13 protein-coding genes and 1 tRNA gene are annotated in these 17095 nt (G+C 53.9%); 4 read left to right on the top strand and 10 right to left on the bottom strand.

What is annotated here, in order from left to right; genetic code table 11:
• Positions 1-141: 141 nt before the first annotated feature.
• The 8 genes from ACFFT4_RS15515 to ppc all read right to left on the bottom strand — a co-directional run bounded on the left by ACFFT4_RS15515 (position 142) and on the right by ppc (position 13409).
• Positions 142-1566 (bottom strand): TnsA endonuclease N-terminal domain-containing protein, encoded by a 1425-nt coding sequence (locus ACFFT4_RS15515; RefSeq protein WP_378049087.1) that lies wholly within the window; start codon positions 1564-1566, stop codon positions 142-144.
• Positions 1567-2248: 682 nt separating this feature from the next.
• Positions 2249-4081 (bottom strand): glutamine--fructose-6-phosphate transaminase (isomerizing), encoded by a 1833-nt coding sequence (gene glmS, locus ACFFT4_RS15510; RefSeq protein WP_378049085.1) that lies wholly within the window; start codon positions 4079-4081, stop codon positions 2249-2251.
• Positions 4082-5138: 1057 nt separating this feature from the next.
• Complete coding sequence (glmM, locus tag ACFFT4_RS15505) at positions 5139-6479, bottom strand: phosphoglucosamine mutase (protein WP_378049083.1); 1341 nt, start codon at positions 6477-6479, stop codon at positions 5139-5141.
• Between the two features lie 74 nt (positions 6480-6553).
• Entirely contained in the window at positions 6554-7906 is a 1353-nt protein-coding gene (locus tag ACFFT4_RS15500) for a CdaR family protein (RefSeq protein WP_378049081.1), read from the bottom strand.
• Positions 7899-8729 carry a diadenylate cyclase CdaA gene (cdaA, locus tag ACFFT4_RS15495; protein WP_378049080.1) on the bottom strand — a complete coding sequence of 277 codons (831 nt, stop codon included), beginning with the start codon at positions 8727-8729 and terminating at the stop codon, positions 7899-7901. Before cdaA ends, ACFFT4_RS15500 begins: the two co-directional genes overlap by 8 nt.
• 200 nt (positions 8730-8929) lie before the next feature.
• A complete protein-coding gene (locus ACFFT4_RS15490) occupies positions 8930-9547 on the bottom strand; it encodes a zf-HC2 domain-containing protein (RefSeq protein WP_378049078.1) in 618 nt (205 codons plus the stop codon).
• A 211-nt stretch (positions 9548-9758) separates the two neighbouring features.
• Positions 9759-10325 carry an RNA polymerase sigma factor SigW gene (gene sigW / locus ACFFT4_RS15485; protein WP_378049076.1) on the bottom strand — a complete coding sequence of 189 codons (567 nt, stop codon included), beginning with the start codon at positions 10323-10325 and terminating at the stop codon, positions 9759-9761.
• 291 nt (positions 10326-10616) lie between these two features.
• Entirely contained in the window at positions 10617-13409 is a 2793-nt protein-coding gene (gene ppc, locus ACFFT4_RS15480; RefSeq protein WP_378049074.1) for a phosphoenolpyruvate carboxylase, read from the bottom strand.
• 567 nt (positions 13410-13976) lie between these two features.
• Here ppc and ACFFT4_RS15475 point away from each other — a divergent pair.
• The 4 genes from ACFFT4_RS15475 (at position 13977) to ACFFT4_RS15460 (ending at position 16056) form a co-directional block, all read left to right on the top strand.
• On the top strand, positions 13977-14183 hold the full coding sequence (locus ACFFT4_RS15475) for an RQC domain-containing protein (RefSeq protein ID WP_378049072.1): 207 nt from the start codon (positions 13977-13979) through the stop codon (positions 14181-14183).
• Between the two features lie 393 nt (positions 14184-14576).
• Positions 14577-15434, top strand: coding sequence for a DUF1444 domain-containing protein (locus ACFFT4_RS15470; protein WP_378049070.1), 858 nt, complete (start codon positions 14577-14579; stop codon positions 15432-15434).
• Positions 15435-15550: 116 nt separating this feature from the next.
• Entirely contained in the window at positions 15551-15838 is a 288-nt protein-coding gene (locus tag ACFFT4_RS15465; RefSeq protein ID WP_378049068.1) for a hypothetical protein, read from the top strand.
• Positions 15838-16056, top strand: coding sequence for a hypothetical protein (locus tag ACFFT4_RS15460; protein WP_378049066.1), 219 nt, complete (start codon positions 15838-15840; stop codon positions 16054-16056). Before ACFFT4_RS15465 ends, ACFFT4_RS15460 begins: the two co-directional genes overlap by 1 nt.
• A gap of 143 nt (positions 16057-16199) precedes the next feature.
• On the opposite strand, the gene ACFFT4_RS15455 is transcribed toward ACFFT4_RS15460, so the two are convergent.
• Positions 16200-16276 (bottom strand) — tRNA-Pro (locus tag ACFFT4_RS15455).
• Between the two features lie 193 nt (positions 16277-16469).
• The gene (locus ACFFT4_RS15450; protein WP_378049064.1) at positions 16470-17072 is read right to left on the bottom strand and encodes an S-layer homology domain-containing protein; all 603 of its coding nucleotides are present in this window, start codon (positions 17070-17072) and stop codon (positions 16470-16472) included.
• Positions 17073-17095 lie beyond the last annotated feature (23 nt).

Genomic DNA, 17095 nt, shown 5'->3' with positions numbered 1-17095 from the left:
GTATTCATAAAAGAGAGAACATCCTTGTACCATACTGCGGCTATAAAGAAAAAGTCGACCGAAAATCAGGGGTGGATGCCTGAGATTTGGTCGGCTTGGTGACAAACTTTAATTGCTGAGCGGCAGACTTTAAGTGCGGAGCTATTCAATTAATTTTTGTTTTTTTAATCTCGCTTCTATCGCTCCTAGTGTCCTATTATGCAATTTGGCCATTTCGTTAATACTCTTGTTTTCTAATACAAACCTCGTTTTTAATAATTCATCCTCTTCCATTGTCCAGCGTGCGTAAGGCTCATTTTTCTTTTTGTGATTACTTTTGTTATTATTCTCACTAGAACTCTTTTCTTGAAAGTGAAGTACTTTATTATTAGCTATGAACTCATAAGTTGGTTCAGATATCATCTCTAATTTAAATGGCCCTAGCGTCCATTTGATATCATTTTGAATAACGATTGCCACGAAATCATACCATTCAATTGCATGATCAACTTTAATTTTCTTAAACTCATCCCAATAAACATCATGATCCTTGATTGCATTTAAAATTGCATCCACTTTTCTCTGTTCGACATTCCGTGACAAATAGTGATTTATCGTTCTTGTCTTTTCAATAATTAAAAAGCCAAAACCATTTTGCGAACAAAACTTTTGCAAGCTATCCCACTTTCTTAAATTAACAAACAGGCCCATTTGGTTTCTTGGTTTTATTTCAACGACTACTGTTCTGCCATCTGAGAACAAACAGCAATAATCAGGATAATACGTCCTATTTACGCCTTCAGTTGAATAGGGAATTGCAAATGGTTGTTGCACATATTTAATAACATCAGCCAACTGCTCGAGATACTGGCAGAACGAGTACTCTAATAGCGATTCATACTCTATTTTCACGTTATTCTTTTTACTAAAGAATGAGCCGGCTTGGCCATCCCCCTCTTGATTAACTGTTCTCTTCGGATGCAGTTTAACCCATTCAGCTTGACTTGTTTTTTTAAGATTCTTAGGCCATATAGTATTTGAAAACATTCGTTCAAAGATTTTTCTCTGCCTCTTTTGATCACCTGAAAATGATATGTATACCTGTTGCATTCTCTCACATAGCAGAGCTACTTCTCTTTTCTTTGCACTGCGCTCATCACTATCAAAAACAATTTCTGATATTAGTTCAATAAGCCGAATTGACGGAAAGGATGACAATCTCATCAAAAAACATGAAAAGTAAAAAGTGTCTTGAGTATTTCCTGGCATTATCCAAGATCGAAGTGTTTGGAATAATATCACACTTGGATGCGTATAATCATTTCTACTATATCGAGAGTGACATGAAAATCTGATTTTCCGATAGGAGGCATTGACAACTTGCCGAACTCTTTCACGTGAAATACCATGTTGATCTCCGATGTCATGCAAAGTATGAGATGTCCCATCAAATAGACCTAACCTTAACAAGAGTATCTTTTGATTTCGGGGATCTTTTATTACTGCCTCAATCGTATCATTCAATTCCAAACTGAACTTCTCAGCGATCTCATCATCCTGAGGTAAAGAATTCTCACTTAATGACAAGAAACTCATACTCCTCTACATCTGTATTTAACAACACACACGAGATCAATAGTTCAACAATCCTTAATAAAAGTAAAACCCCGACGCGGTGCTCCGCTTCAAGGTTATGCTGGCGCTTCTGGTATTTTTCCATTTTATCGCAAACATTTACATTAGTCCATAATACCTCCCCAACCTTGTACCCATTTCTATTTAAATATCCGAACAACCGTGCTATCTATACTTCAATCTCTGTTCAGCTTCATTTAAATAAGTCTAAAATTTCACCTTTATCAACTGACCTGAATTTATTGAAATGCACTAGCCACTCTGCTTCTTTTTCTTTGTTCATATTCACTTTCTCATCGCTAAAGTTAGAACTTCCGAGTAGCAACCATGTTAAATCAACTTTCAGTATTTTTGGAATTTATTATCTTGTCCTGTTCCTTCACTCAAAGTTGCTTATGATATCCCTACCCGTCTTGAAAACTCAATCTGATTTAATTCGTTGAGTTTCCTTATCTCCTAATACGTCCTCCTAGAATTTCGATCCGAATACCCCCTATAAAATAATACAGTCCCGATGAGCACTTGCTTCATCGGGACTGACATAGCTGGTTCAAGACTTTCCTTACTAGTTCACGGCATTTTTACTGGTTCATGACTTTTATCATTGGACAACTACACTTTTTACTTTCCAAAATCACTCCACCGTAACACTCTTGGCCAAATTCCGCGGTTTATCCACGTCATGCCCCAGAGCGAGGGAGGCATAATAGGACAACAGCTGCAACGGGACGACCGACAAAGCCGGAGTCAGCAGCGGCAGCGTACGCGGAATTGCAAAGAGGCGATCGACCGACTTGGCTGTCTCCTGCTCGTGCCCTTCATTCACTATGCCCAAAACGTGGGCGCCGCGTGCTTTCGTTTCTTTAATGTTGCTAAGCATTTTTTCGTACAGGTCCTCCTGCGTGAGGAGCGCGATGACCGGCGTGCCTTCCTCAATCAACGCCAACGTGCCGTGCTTGAGCTCTCCCGCCGCATAGGCCTCGGAGTGAATATACGAAATCTCCTTCAGCTTGAGCGAGCCTTCCATCGCCACCGCGTAATCGACGCCGCGTCCGATGAAGAACAGGCTGCTGTGGTGCGAGATCGATTCCGCCACTTCCTTGATCGTCTCGGCCTGCGCGAGAATTTTCTCGACCTGCTCGGGAAGAGCCTGCATCGCGGCAAGCACCTGAGCGGCGGCGGAATCATCCTGCGTGCCGACCGTCTGCGCCCAGTACAATCCGAACAGGAAGAAAGCGATCAGCTGCGACGAATATGCTTTGGTGGATGCGACGGCGATCTCCGGTCCGGCGAGCGTGATGATCACATCGTCCGCTTCGCGGGCGACCGAGCTGCCCACGACATTCGTAATCGCCAATACCCGGGCTCCGCACCGCTGCGCTTCGCGCAGCGCCGCCAGCGTATCGGCTGTCTCGCCGGATTGGCTAACGACGATGACAAGCGTATCCGGCGTAATGATCGGCGACCGGTAGCGATATTCCGAAGCGACATCCGTCTCGACAGGCACGCGCACGAGCGACTCGATGACATTTTTGCCGACGAGCCCGGCATGCAGCGCAGTGCCGCAAGCGACGATATGCACGCGGTTAATGCCTTTCAGCTGCTCGGCCGTCATTTTCAGCTCCGGAAGCTCTACGGAACGCCCGTCCTCGCTGATCCGCCCCAGCATCGTGTCGCGGTAAGCCTTGGGCTGCTCGTGAATCTCTTTGAGCATGAAGTGATCGAAGCCGGCCTTTTCCGCCGTCATCAGATCCCAATCCACGCGGAAAATTTCCTTCGAAATGAAGTTGCCCTCGATCGTCAGCAGCTCCACGGCATCCCGGGTCAAGACGGCCATCTCGCCGTCGTTCAGAATATAAATGTCGCGCGTATGCTCCAGAATCGCCGGAATATCCGACGCGATATACTTCTCTCCGTCACCTACGCCGATAATGAGAGGGCTAGCGTAACGCACCGCGACCAAACGATCGGGTTCGTGTTCGGTCAATACGCCGAGAGCGAATGCGCCCCTCATTTTCTTGACCGCGCGTTGAACGGCCTTCACGATATCCCCGTCGTATTCGACCGCGATCAAGTGGGAGATGACTTCCGTATCCGTCTCCGACAGAAAACGATGTCCTGCCTGCACGAGTTCTTCCTTGAGTTCCAAATAATTTTCGATAATGCCGTTATGCACGACGGAAAATTTCAACGAATTGTCCGTATGCGGATGGGAGTTGACGTCGGACGGCTTGCCGTGCGTCGCCCAGCGCGTATGTCCGATGCCGACCGTTCCGCGCAGCGGATCGCCGCTTAGCCGGCTTTCCAGGTTGGCCAGCCGTCCTACCGTCTTCGTCACTTCCAGGCCTTGCTCCGTCTGAACGGCGATACCGGCGGAGTCGTAGCCCCGGTACTCCAGCTTCTTGAGCCCCTCGATCAGAATGGGCTGCGACTCTCTAAATCCAATATATCCAACGATTCCGCACATAATTATATAAGCCTCCGTTTATAGGGTTCTCGATGCTTCTCCGAGTACCCGCAACCGGGCCGAACGAGCGGCATATGCCGTATTCCATGCACAAGCGGCAGTCGCCCTCCTTGCGGAACGACGACATAACGCTTATGTCCGAGTTCCTTCGGATAAGGACGGCGGATTTCATCCTTCTGAATATCCGCTTCCGGCGTCTCCTGCGACAGTAAGCTACCTGCTGTCGGAGACCGATTCAGATAAGGAGCGCGAAGCCCGCATTAAATAAAGGGGCCGCTTCCCCACCTTGCCTCATTATGCTCTCAAGCGACCGGTTACAGGCCGCCGGATCGATCTGGATCGTATCGCATTGCGATCATGATCCTCTGTCAACATCGTGCCGGAATTTTGTTCGCCCGGTTGCCCTGGGCGGTTTGAGTTCCGACTATCGGCTCCGATGATGAGCCGGGAGGTCCCCGCCGAACGTTTCGAACGCCTCCACCTCGTCAACTTGTCTTCGCATGGCCTTCCGCCGAAGCTTATCGCTCGAATCAGCTTTCCCGTTCCTGATTTCCGCGCATTTCGACTTCCTTCCATCCTGCAACAAGTTCTGGCGCTATTGCTGCTTTTCTCCCCTACCCTGCCCTTCCATTCCAGAATCTATTCCTATATCTTATTCGTTTTGCCGAGACGATGCAACTTGGGCGCAAATATTTCCTTGGAAATGACGATATTCTACAAAAAAAAGAACGCCCCCCTGTCGGAAAACGTCCTCTTCTGCGCGGACTTTCATCTACGGCAATTCGAACTCCGTGCACTATCTTCTCGCCGCCACTTTAAGCACGTCACACATACTTATATCACCAATCGCGCCACATTCTGCCGCCTTAAGCACGTCATACGCACTTATATCGCCAGTCATGCCACATTCCGCCGTCTTAAGCACTTCACACGTGCTTATCCAGCCGAGAGCACAAGCGAGCGAGAGCCCCTACTCCCACTTCCCGAACCACCATGGCTCCCAGAGCGCTCCAGCTTCGCGTGCAGCGCCCACCACCTACTGCCCACCTGCGTCCCGCTAAGCCAGCTCCGTCTTCACGACCTCGACGATCGAGGAGACGTAGCGCTCGATCTCTTCCCGCTCCGGCCCTTCGGCCATGACGCGGATGAGCGCCTCCGTACCGGAGGGGCGCACGAGCACGCGTCCGTTGTCCCCCAGCGCCTCTTCGGCGGCAGAGACGGCCGTTGCGATCGCCGTGTTGCCCGGATAGCGAGACTTGTCGGCGACCCGCACGTTCACGAGCACCTGCGGATACTTGCGCATCATTTGCTTCAGCTCGCTCAGCTTCTTGCCGGACGCGACGATCGTATCCAGCAGCTGCAATCCCGTCAGGATGCCGTCGCCTGTCGTGCTATGATCGAGGAAAATAACGTGGCCCGACTGTTCGCCGCCCAGATTGTAGCCGCCGTTCACCATCTCTTCCATGACGTAACGGTCCCCGACGGCCGTCTTGGCCGTATTCAGCCCCAGCTTCTCCGCCGCCTTGAAAAACCCGATGTTCGCCATCACCGTCGTCACGATCGTATCCTTCGCCAGCTTGCCGGAACGCCGCATCGCATCGCCGCAAATGCACAAAATATAGTCGCCGTCCGTCTCCTCGCCGTTCTCGTCGATCGCGATCAGCCGATCCGCGTCTCCGTCGAACGCCAGGCCGAGATCGGCCCCATGCTCCTTCACCTTGGCGGCCAGCATCTCCGGATGCGTCGAGCCGACGCCTTCGTTGATATTCAGCCCGTTCGGCTCCGCGCCGTATGCGATCACTTCCGCGCCCAGTGCGCGAAAAATTTCCGGCGCCAGCTCGTAAGCCGACCCGTGGGCGCAATCCAGCACCAGCTTGACGCCGGCGAACGACTGGCTTACCGTAGACTTCAAATATTCGATATACAGGCTCTTGGCGCCTTTATCGGACGTTACCGACCCGATATCGCCGCCGATCGGCCGAGGCAGCACATCTTCCTCCGCGTCCATCAACCGCTCGATTTCCGCTTCCGTCTCGTCCAGCAGCTTGTAGCCGTCTCCGCCGAAAAACTTGATTCCGTTATCCGCCACCGGATTGTGCGACGCGGAGATCATAACGCCCGCATCGGCGCCCGTCACGCGAGTCAAATACGCAACCGCTGGCGTGCTGACTACGCCGATCCTCACGACGTCCGCCCCGATCGACAGCAGCCCCGCCGTCAAAGCGCTCTCCAGCATTTGACCCGAGATGCGAGTGTCCATCCCGATCAGCACCTTCGGGCGCTTTACCTTGCCCGCGAGCACCACGCCGCCGCAGCGTCCAATCCGATAAGCCAATTCCGGCGTCAATTCCCGATTCGCGACCCCGCGCACGCCGTCCGTTCCGAAATATTTCCCCATATGTCTCTATCTGCTCCTTCTGTCCTGTTGTTGCCCATTCTTGCTGATCATCCGAATCCCTCAATGCATTTCCGCTATGCCGTAGGCCCCGGCGTTTCACCGACCTCCGGCGGTGGAGTGCCGCTCTCCTCCGGCGCTTCCTCATCCGATGGAGAAGGCGGAGGAGTCTCCTCCCCTTCGGCGGACGTCTCCTCCGCAGCCTCGTCGATAATCTCGACAGTAATGCTCTTCGTTCCGCCCACCTGCTCCATGAACCGCTCCAGACTGACGACCAAAGGCAGAGTATACACGCCCGGACCTCTTCCGCTGAGATCGACCATGACGTCGACGTCTCCCGGCTTCAGCCGGTCCAGCGTCTGCGGAGCGCCTTGAATCGTAATATCCGCTTTGCCCGTTGCCGGATCGAGAATATTGGCGATGAGCCCTTCTTCCAAGCCGGTCAGCTCGATCGGAAGCCCTTCGAGCTTCCGCGTCGTAGACAGCAGCACCTCGATCTGGATGTCGATCGTCGACGGAGAAATCTCGATGATCGGAGGCTCCACCGCGAGCGGCACGGAAATTTTCCCGGAATTCTTCACTTCGCCAAGCGGGATTTCCACTTCGATAAAATCGATTTTGTCCAACGCGTCCTGCGGGCCGTATACCGTAACCTGCTCGACGTCGGGCTTAAACGAAGCAACCCCCAGACCGGATTGCACTTGTCCGACCATCTTGAACTGAAGCGGCACCGTTTTAAACGGATTCGTAATCGGCACTTCGACCTCGAGCACGGCCGGATCGATAATCGCGTCCTCGATCGGCTTGCCCTGCTTGTCGTACACGGCCAGCTTCACGCTCTTGCTCTTGATCGTCTCCTTCTCCCCGTCGATCTCGATTGTCGCCCCGACGCTCTCCGCCTCGGCCAGCTGACTCTTGGGCAGCGTGACGTGAACCCGATTGCCCGGCTTCAGGATCGGCGTTCCCACTTTATAGCCCTTCGCGGGGTTCCCCTTCGTCTGAATCGCCACTTCGAACTCCTTCGTCTGAAGCGCCTCGATGCTGACCACGACCGAGGAAGGCGATACGAGAACCGACGTAATGCCTTTAGGCAAATTTTCTTCTAACGGCAGTGTATGCTGACCTTCGCCTACCGTTCTCAAGTCAACCCGGATTCGGTAATCCTTCGTCTGGGCGACCCGAAGATCGCTCTTCGTCCCCCTGACCGTCAGGTTGACCTTAAGCGGCTCCATGCCGTTCAGCACGAAATTTCTTTCGTCCAGCCCGTAAGGCTGAACGATCACGCCCTCGATCACCTTCGTATCGTACAGGGACGCGACGTTGTTCGGGGACGACTCCTCCGGATCGAAGTGTACGACGGCCCACATGAGTATGCCGAGAGCGAGCGCGACCAGTTTGGCGATCGTAGGCTGGTTTAACCATTTATCCACGCTTGCCACCTTCTTTCCGCTTCCAGAAGGCCCAATCCGTACTCTTCGCCTTGAACTGCGGCCGGAGCTCCTCGAACAGCTTGGAGATCAGCGATTCCTCTTTGATATCCCGCACGATCTGCCCGTTGATCGCCAGCGAAATCTGCCCGGTCTCCTCCGAGACGGTGACGGAGATCGCGTCGCACACCTCGGTAATGCCGATGGCCGCCCGATGGCGAGTCCCCAATTCCTTGCTGATAAAAGGATTCTCCGACAACGGCAAATAACAGCCTGCGGCCATGATCAGTCCGCCCCGTATAATAACGGCACCGTCGTGAAGCGGCGTATTCGGAATGAACACGTTGCTGAGCAGCTCCGAGCTGAGCTTCGACTCCATCTTGATGCCCGATTCGATGTAATCGTTCAGTCCGGTGTTCCTTTCGAACACGATTAACGCCCCTATTTTTCTACGCGCCAAATAATTAACCGATTTAACGATCTCGTTCACCCGGTGACTAACGTCCTGCTCCTCGGGCGACGAACGCTGAAACAGCTTGTTTCTCCCGATCTGCTCTAACGCCCTTCTCAGCTCCGGCTGAAAAATGATCAGCACCGTTACGACCCCGAAAGTAAACATTTGGTTCATCAGCCATTTGAGCGTATATAGGTTCAGCAGGTTGCTTAGCGCCCAGACGAGCACCAGCAGGAAAATCCCCTGCAGCAGTTGAACGGCCCGCGTTCCCCGCACCATCATAAGCACTTTGTAAATAATGTAACTGACGATCAGCACATCGACGATGTCTTTGATCGAATTTTTTAGTGTCAGCCCGGCAAAATAGTCCAAGACGCGACCCCCCCGTCCCGGCGCTGGATTAGTTGCGACGAATCATGTCGAATTTGCGCATAAGTGTAACCTTAATTATCTTCTCTACTATTGCCCAGAATTCCTGTCGTTTACGCAAAAAAACCTCCCCGACATCGGAGAGGCTCCTGCTGCCCGCTCTGGCGGTCGTTCGAGACGTTGTGTCGGATGCCGTCGAACCCTTACTGCGTACCGTAAGCGAGCGTTCCGAAAAAGGAGCTTACCTTGTACCAGAACCAGTCCACCGCGCGATCGATCGTCTTGATCTCCCCCGCGATGTGCGCCGTAGACGCCAAGGGCGTCAAGTGACCGTCGATCACGATCAGATTGCCGTCCAGATCGCCCAGCACCTGAACGTCCCCGTTCACGACCGTCAAGTCTCCGGCGACCTTCTGCCCTTCGGGTACGATAACTTTCTTGCCCTCGATGACGACGTGCTCTAAATCCGGTCCCGATACGGAAAACTCCTGGCTCTGATTCCACATCGACACGAAGCTCGACAGCATGACAACCAGGAAAATGGCCGCCGCGGATACCGCCGGATGGCGGCGAACCCAGGAGGTCCATGCCGCAGGACGCCTGGAGCTGGGCAGTGCTTTCATTATCCGGTCTCCGAGATCGCTCGGAGCCTTCTCTATAGGTTGAGCCTTGGCGAGCGCGTCCGTGCGCTCCAACGCTTCAAAGCGGGAACGACACTCGGGGCACTCTCGCAGATGCTGCTGCAACTGTAGGACATCCTCGCGCGCCAGTTCTCCGTCCAAATAATCATGCATGTACATGACGGCGACGTTGCAATCCATATCAGCCATCCCTTTCCTCGGCGGGTTCCCCTCACCCGCTATCGATGCTTCTATACTGTACGTGCGGTTACGCTGCACGGTTTCACCTATTTTGAAGAGGCCGTCCGATCGGCGCTGAAAACGGTTCCTTGGACCCGGACCGAACCGGTTCCGAAGTCCGCCTTCGATCGCGAAGCCGCTCGCGCCGAAGCCGGTTCCGCTTCGCCCGCGGTCACAGCTTATGCTCCAGCTTCTTCCGCAAAAACTCGCGGCCCCTGTGAACCCTCGTCTTGATGGTCGTTACCGGCATGTCGAGAACATCCGAAATTTCCTGAAGGGACAAATCCTGCAGATAACGCAAAATCATCACCGATTTGTACTTGATCGGCAACGTCGCAATCGACTCCTGAATCAGCCGCTGCGTCTCCGAGAGCAGCAGCTCGCTCTCCGGCGTCCGATCGTCGCTCGGGAGCATCGCGTAGCCGTCCAGCCCTTCGTGGTCCGCCGATTCCGCGTCCAGCGAATAGACGGCCCTCCGCTTCCTCAGACGGTCGATGCACAAATTGGTGGCGATCCGGTAGATCCAGGTGGAGAACTTCTGGTTCTGATCGTATCGGTCCAAATTTTTATATACCCGAAGGAAGGTTTCCTGTACGACGTCCTCCGCCTCCTGGCGATTGCCCGTCATCCGGAAGGCCAGATGGTACAGCTTGTCCTTGTACATGTCAACGATCTCGGCGAACGCCCGCTGATCCCCTTTCAGGGCCAAACGCGCCAATCGCGTCTCAACTGGCTTCAATGTTGCGACTCACCTTCTTTCCCGTCCGCAGCCTGCCGGGGCTTGCGTTGCGCTGCCATGATGCCTGTGAGAATGAGTAATGAAAGCTAATCAAGGGAAATGCGGTTCCGGGAAAATCCGGGCTAGCAAAATCGTAATCCACGGAAACCGAAAAAGCAAGGCGATCCGCATCGAATCGACTCGTAAAATCGCGGGAACCAGCCTCCCGGCCTTCCCGCGCGAACGCTTCGTCCGCCAAAAGCCGCAAAAGGACCCGGGATTTCGCCCGGGCCCTTCCCACTCGCTTATCAATCAGCCCGTATTGCGGAGCCCGGCGGCTATGCCGTTAATCGTAAGCAGCACTTCGCGCAGCAGCTCCGCGTCGTCCCCGTTCTGCGAGCGCAAGCCCCTGAGCTCGGTCAGAAGCTGAACCTGCATATAGCTCAGCGGGTCGACGTAAGGATTGCGCAATCGAATCGATTCCTGAATGACCGGAACGTTATCCAGAATATCGTCCTGCCCCGTAATGGCAAGAATCAGATCCTGCGTCTTCGCGTACTCTTCCTCGATCTGGGAGAAAATGCGGTCTTTGATCGTCGCATCCTCGATCATGCCCGCATACTGCCGGGCGATCATCAAGTCGGCCTTGCCGAGCGCCATCTGCAAATTGTCGATCAGCGACTGGAAGAACGAATATTCGCGGTACATCGTGCGCAGCGTCTCCAGCCGGGCCGAATCGCCGCCCACGAACTTCGAGAAAGCCGTGCCCGCGGCGTACCAGGCCGGCAGCAGATACCGGCTCTGCGTCCAGGCGAACACCCACGGAATCGCGCGCAGATCCTCGAAGCGGTCGCTGCCCTTGCGCTTGGAAGGCCGCGAGCCGATGTTCAGCTCCCCGACCTCCGGAAGCGGAGTCGACTCCTTGAAGAACGTCATGAAATCCGGATCGCGGAAAATCAAGTCCTGATACTTCGTCTGGGCGTCGACGGAAATGTCGCGCATGATTTCTTCCCATTGCGACTCGGTGGAACGCTCCTGCTCCGGGTTGCGAGACAGATAAGCGGCCGTAATCAGCGCGCCCGTAGCCTGCTCCAGGCTGCGGTAGGCGATTCCCTTCATCGAATACCGGGAAGACAGCACTTCGCCCTGCTCCGTAATCTTGATGCCGCCGCCGATCGTATGGGGCGGCTGCGCCATAATGCTCCGGTTCAGCGGCATGCCTCCGCGGCCAAGCGCGCCTCCGCGGCCGTGGAAGAACTTGAGGCGGACGTTATGCGACTTGCCCGTCCGCGTAAGCTCGTTCAGCGCTACCCGCAGCTCCCAGTTCGCCGTCACCATGCCGCCGTCCTTGTTGCTGTCCGAGTAGCCGAGCATGATCTCGTGCAGATCGCCCATGGCGGCTACGCTCTGCCGGTATACCGGCAGCTTGAACAGCGTATCCATAATCTGCGGCGCGGCGTGCAGGTCGTCGATCGTTTCGAACAGCGGCGCCGCTTGCAGCGTACAGAACACGTTGCCGTTCCCGTCGCGGCCGAACAAGCCCGCTTCCTTCGCGAAGACCATCACTTCCAGAATGTCGCTGGCGGCTTCGGACATGCTGATCAGATAACTCGTAATGCAAGCCGTTCCGAATTCCCGCTGCGCTTTATAGATCGTCTCGTAGACGTCCAGGCATTCCTGGCTGGACTCGCTCAGCTCGATGCCGTCCCGCAGCAGCTTCTCGTCGCTGCCGAGCAAGCCGTGAAGCAGATCGATTTTCTCCTGCTCCTCCAGCTCCGCGTACGCGCCCGTGACGCCGGCCTTGGCCAGCAGCTCCGTCATCGCGTTCTCGTGTTCCTTGCTGTGCTGGCGAACGTCCAGCGCGGCCAGATGGAACCCGAACAGCTCGGCTTGACGGATCAGCTTCTTCAGGTGCGAATCCGCCACAAAGTCCGCATAGTGGTGGCGAAGGCTGCGGTCGATAATCTCGATATCCGCCTTGAACTCCTCGACGGACGCGTACCGCTGCTTCGTGCCCTCGAACTGCTCTTCCCTCATATTCTTCAGCTTCTGCAGCATGTATCTCAGCTTGACGCGGTAAGGCTCCTTGTCGTTCGTCCACGCCTCGACCGTCTTCAGCTCCACGTTCTCGCCGTCCTGCTTAATCGACGCCAGAAGCTCCTCCGACACGTTCACGATCGTCGTGCTGAAGCTGAGCTGACGGCTCAGCTCGCGAAGGCTGTTCTCGTACTTGTGAATCGCCAGGTTGCGCTGCATCTTCAGCGTCTGCCACGTTACCTCCGCCGTAACCGACGGGTTGCCGTCGCGGTCGCCGCCGATCCACGATCCGAAGCGCAGATAGGTCGGCACGTGCCACCGCTCTTCCGGATAATACTTCGTCAGACAGCGCTCCAGCTCTTCGTATACGTTAGGCAGAACCTCGAACAGCGTCTCGTGAAAATAGTACATGCCGTTGCGCACTTCGTCGAGCACGGTCGGCTTGCGATCCCGCAGCTCGTCGGTCTGCCACAGGGTCAGCACTTCGTTCTGCAGCTTCTCGCGCAGCTTCTCCCGTTCGCGATACGTCAGCGTCGGGTTGTCCAGCTCCATCACTTCGTCCGCGATCCGCTTGTGAATGTCCAGCACGTCCCGGCGCGTCGCTTCCGTCGGGTGGGCCGTCATGACCAGCTCCAGCGAAATACCGTCCAGAATATGGCGCACCTCGTCCACGGGCAGGTTTTTCTCCTTCAAATCCTGTACGACGCTCTCGATCGACCCCGGCTGAACCGACTCTCCGGCGGAACGCTCGTAATCGCGCTTGCGCCGAATGCGATGGTTCTGCTCCGCGATGTTCACGAGCTGGAAATAGATCGCGAACGCCCGAATGACCTGGTGTCGGATTCCCGGCTCCAAGCCTCTGACGGTTTGAATGAATCCTTCGTACAATTCCGGCAAATACTCCGCGCGCAGCGCCTTGCTCATTTCCCGTATTTTCTCGACATGTTCCAGCAGCTCCCGACCGCCCTGATGCACGAGCACTTCTCCCAGAATGTTGCCCAGAAAGCGCACGTCTCTACGCAGCAGATGATTGGAAGGGGAACGTTGACTTACAGTCGTTTCCGTCATCTCACTCACCCCAAACCTTGCTTCTCGAAATTTAGAATGTCAAACCGCCCCTTAGGACGGGAATTGCCGACTCTCCGAGCGATCACACTTGAAAACAAGCCTAGCCAAGCATAAACGGCTTACGCCGTCCTTGGGATCGGCGGGATAACGTTTATGTCGGAGGTGATTCAGATAAGTATGCGAATTTTATACTTTCTGAATCACCGAGCAAAAACGCCTGCGGCGTCCATAGGACGATGAGCCCGTTTTTGTCGGAGACGATATCAGATAAGAGAGCGAATTTCATACTTTCTGAATCACCAAGCTCATTGTTCACCGATCGTTCACCAAAAGCTCTAACTTTTATCATACTACATTGGTCGGCGAAAATCTCCTTTTAATTCATCATTTCGTGATAAATATCGTGTTTGCCGGCTCTTCCCGACGTCCTTTTTGCGGATTTTCGAAATAATTGCCGCACTCCCCGCGCACGGCGCGACTAATCGTTCTCACGCAAGCCAATAAGATTAACCGGATCAATTATGATATAATTATACCCAAAAAAAGAAGCCGAGAGGCCTTGTTCCTATGACGAATCTCCCCCTCACAGTAACGGAAGACGATGTGCGAGCCATGCTGCTTGCAGGCGATTGGATTGCCGGACAAGCCGGCCGAAGCATGCTGGCCAAAATTTTGAAAGGCTCGCGCGACAAGAAACTGCTTGCGCTCGGGCTGGACAACAACCCGGCATACGGGTATTTTCGTTCGCTGACGTTCGGGGATGGGATATCCTGATCGAATACAGGTCGGAGCTGCTGTTAAAACAATGGGAAGAGTGGACCGTCGAGGAGCAGGACAAGTTCCGTATGCGCGGCTGGGAGCCGCCGAAACGGTGCGAACCGTGCCGGGAGAAACGCAAGAGCCAGCTGGAGCCTTGGCCGTGAGAGAGCATCCGCGCACCGAATTTTGCCGATATTGGGCCGGTCGGTTTGACAAATCATTACACATTCCATAAAATAAGGACATTGAGAAACAAAAAAGTCGGGACGCGAAGCACGCGCCCACCGTATCTTCTGCTGGAAGCAGGAGGTGCGGCGGCGCGTGCTTTTTTTGTCTACCTGCAGACAGGGAAAAATTCGAAAAATCGGACAGCGCGCAGTACGGACTAATCTGAAAAGGAGAGATCACATGATTGCGAGAACGTTCGAAACGAAAGCCGAGTTAGCCCGATTCGTACTGGAGCGCGCCGCCGAGCTCCATCCGGCTATCCGGTTCGCTCCGGGAGAGGACGAGCTTACGCACCGGTACACGTATACGGACTCGAGCCTGTCCGGGACGTTGTTTCTTCAAAGCTTGTGGCATGACTATTCCCGAACCGGCGAATTGAACCGTGTGATCGATTTCCTCAACGCCCAGTTCAAGGCAGCGGAATATGTCGCGCAACGGAGTCTGAACGGTTCTATAGGCATCGACCTATTCAATATTTATCCGTCCCTCCGGGCAGCGGATTTCTTCAAACATCAGAAGGACGGCGAGCAGATGTTGAAAAGCGCCGATGTTCCGTCCATGCAAACGGCTTTCATCGAGAATCATATCTCCTATTACCTGTTTTTGACGAAACAGCTGATCGAACCGGTACTCGTCTATATGAACGAGGAAGAAATCAAGCAGCAGGCGTTCGTCAATCTTCGCAAGCGGGGCTGGAATTCGGTCCATATGATCATGCCGTCCCCAACGAGCAACGGACACTTCCAGGTATTCGCCAAATCCGACTATCCGTTTCAGCACCAGTTTTTTCTGCCTGACCTGTCGCAGGGGCATTTGCCGCCTAACTTTCTTATCGCTGTACCGGCACAGGATATGGCAATCGTCTATGTTGCGAAAAATCGTATGGATACGCTGGAACTGGCACGCGCCCAGGCCAAACACTCCGGCTTCCTCGAGCTGGTGCAGATGGCATATCAACATGAGCCCAAGCCGATTTCCAATCAGATCTTCTGGGCGAACGGAGATCGCAGACTTCGGTTGTCCCTGTCCAAGCCTTGACAATATCTATTAAATCTCCAACCTATTTTTCGCCTAATGCTTCTCCAGGCGCGAGTCTGAATTGTATCCATTCATTTCATAACAGGTTATAATCAGACGTAAGGAGCTGATAGAAAATGGCGGGCTTGAAGAAAATCACATTGGATAGTCAGACTCAGAAATCGCTATGGAGTCTTCTTCATGGTCGGAATGAAGTCATAGCCGACGTTTTTGGCACGGAAGTGAAATTGACGGTGATTACGAAACATGCCGATCGCGCCGAAACGAACGACATTGCCTCCGAAATCGAAGCTGATTTGGAATTACAGAAAATGTTGCTGGCATCTGACGAAGATATCAAGGCCGGAAGGATGTATACGGCTGAAGAAGCTATTCAATATCTTAAGAAGCAGCATTCCGAGTAATGCGCAAAATTATTTTTGCCCAGACCGGATTAAATCGGATTGCCAATATACACAGTATTCATTTTACCCCTCAAGAAACCGAACGCTTTCAAATTGAATTGATCGAAACCATTCGCAGCCAACTTTCCACGATCATGCCATTAGCGGGATATCACGAATACAAAAAAGGACCTTGGGCGAACACGCGGCGTATTCTTGTTTTTGGTTATAAAGTCTAAAAGGGATTAAAGCGCCCCACATGAAATGATTTAGTGAAACAACTTCGGATCAGTATGCGGCAACAAGGCAAAGTCATCTTTTCCGAAACATAGAAGCAAAAGCTAAAAAAACACGGCCCAAGGGCCGCGATATCTTAACTGTATGGTCGGGACGACACGATTTGAACATGCGACCTCTTGGACCCGAACCAAGCGCTCTACCAAGCTGAGCTACGTCCCGACGTTTAACAAATTCTCTACATCTATTATGCGGCAGAAACCGGGATTAATCAACCCTGCGGGCAAGCGATCGCCGCGCGGATCATTCGGAGACGACTCGGATACGGATAGGGGATTTTTTACTGAATCGTTAAAAAAACGCGTTTCGAAAACAACGGCACGGAATCGTGGATTCCGTGCCGTTGCGCGAAAAGCTATTGTTCGATAACGCCCAGGCTTGTGAGCAATCTCAGGAGCAGCGAGGCGGCCTGCGCCCGGCTTGCTTGCCCGTGCGGGTTAAGCTCCGTCTCCGTCATGCCCTGCATCCAGCGCTGCCGAACGGCTAGCCCTACCGCTTCCCGCGCCCAATCGGATACGTTCCGCGCATCCGCGAAACGATCGAGCTCCGATGCATCCCCCGCAGACAGCGAGGGAGCGAAGCCCTGCGTCCCGGCAAATCGCCGCATAAGCACGGCGAGCTCCTCCCGGGTTACGGGATCGTTCGGGTCGTAAGAGACGCTGTAGGTCACGGTAACCTCGGCGTCTGTCGGCGCGCTGCCGGCCACAACGATGCTCTCTTCGTTCGTAAGAGCGGGCAGCGGGTCGAGCAGCGGAGCCGCAAGCGTACCTGACGCCTCCGCAAATGCTTCGGGCGTCAGCTCGGCCAGCAAGCTGCGAAGACCATTGTCCGAGATCGCGCCGTTTGCCGCTCGATCCGCTGCGGCCGCGCGCGTTTCGGCGACCTGCGGCAACAGACCGCCGACGCCGAGCGCGACCACCAGCAAGAGGTTCAGCGTTTTACGCATTTTGCGTCCCATTTTGAATTTTTTCTCTCCTTTGC

The sequence above is a fragment of the Cohnella cellulosilytica genome, from assembly GCF_042431195.1.
In the GTDB taxonomy this organism is placed as follows: domain Bacteria; phylum Bacillota; class Bacilli; order Paenibacillales; family Paenibacillaceae; genus Cohnella; species Cohnella cellulosilytica.
This window is presented reverse-complemented; position numbering and strand designations above follow the sequence as displayed.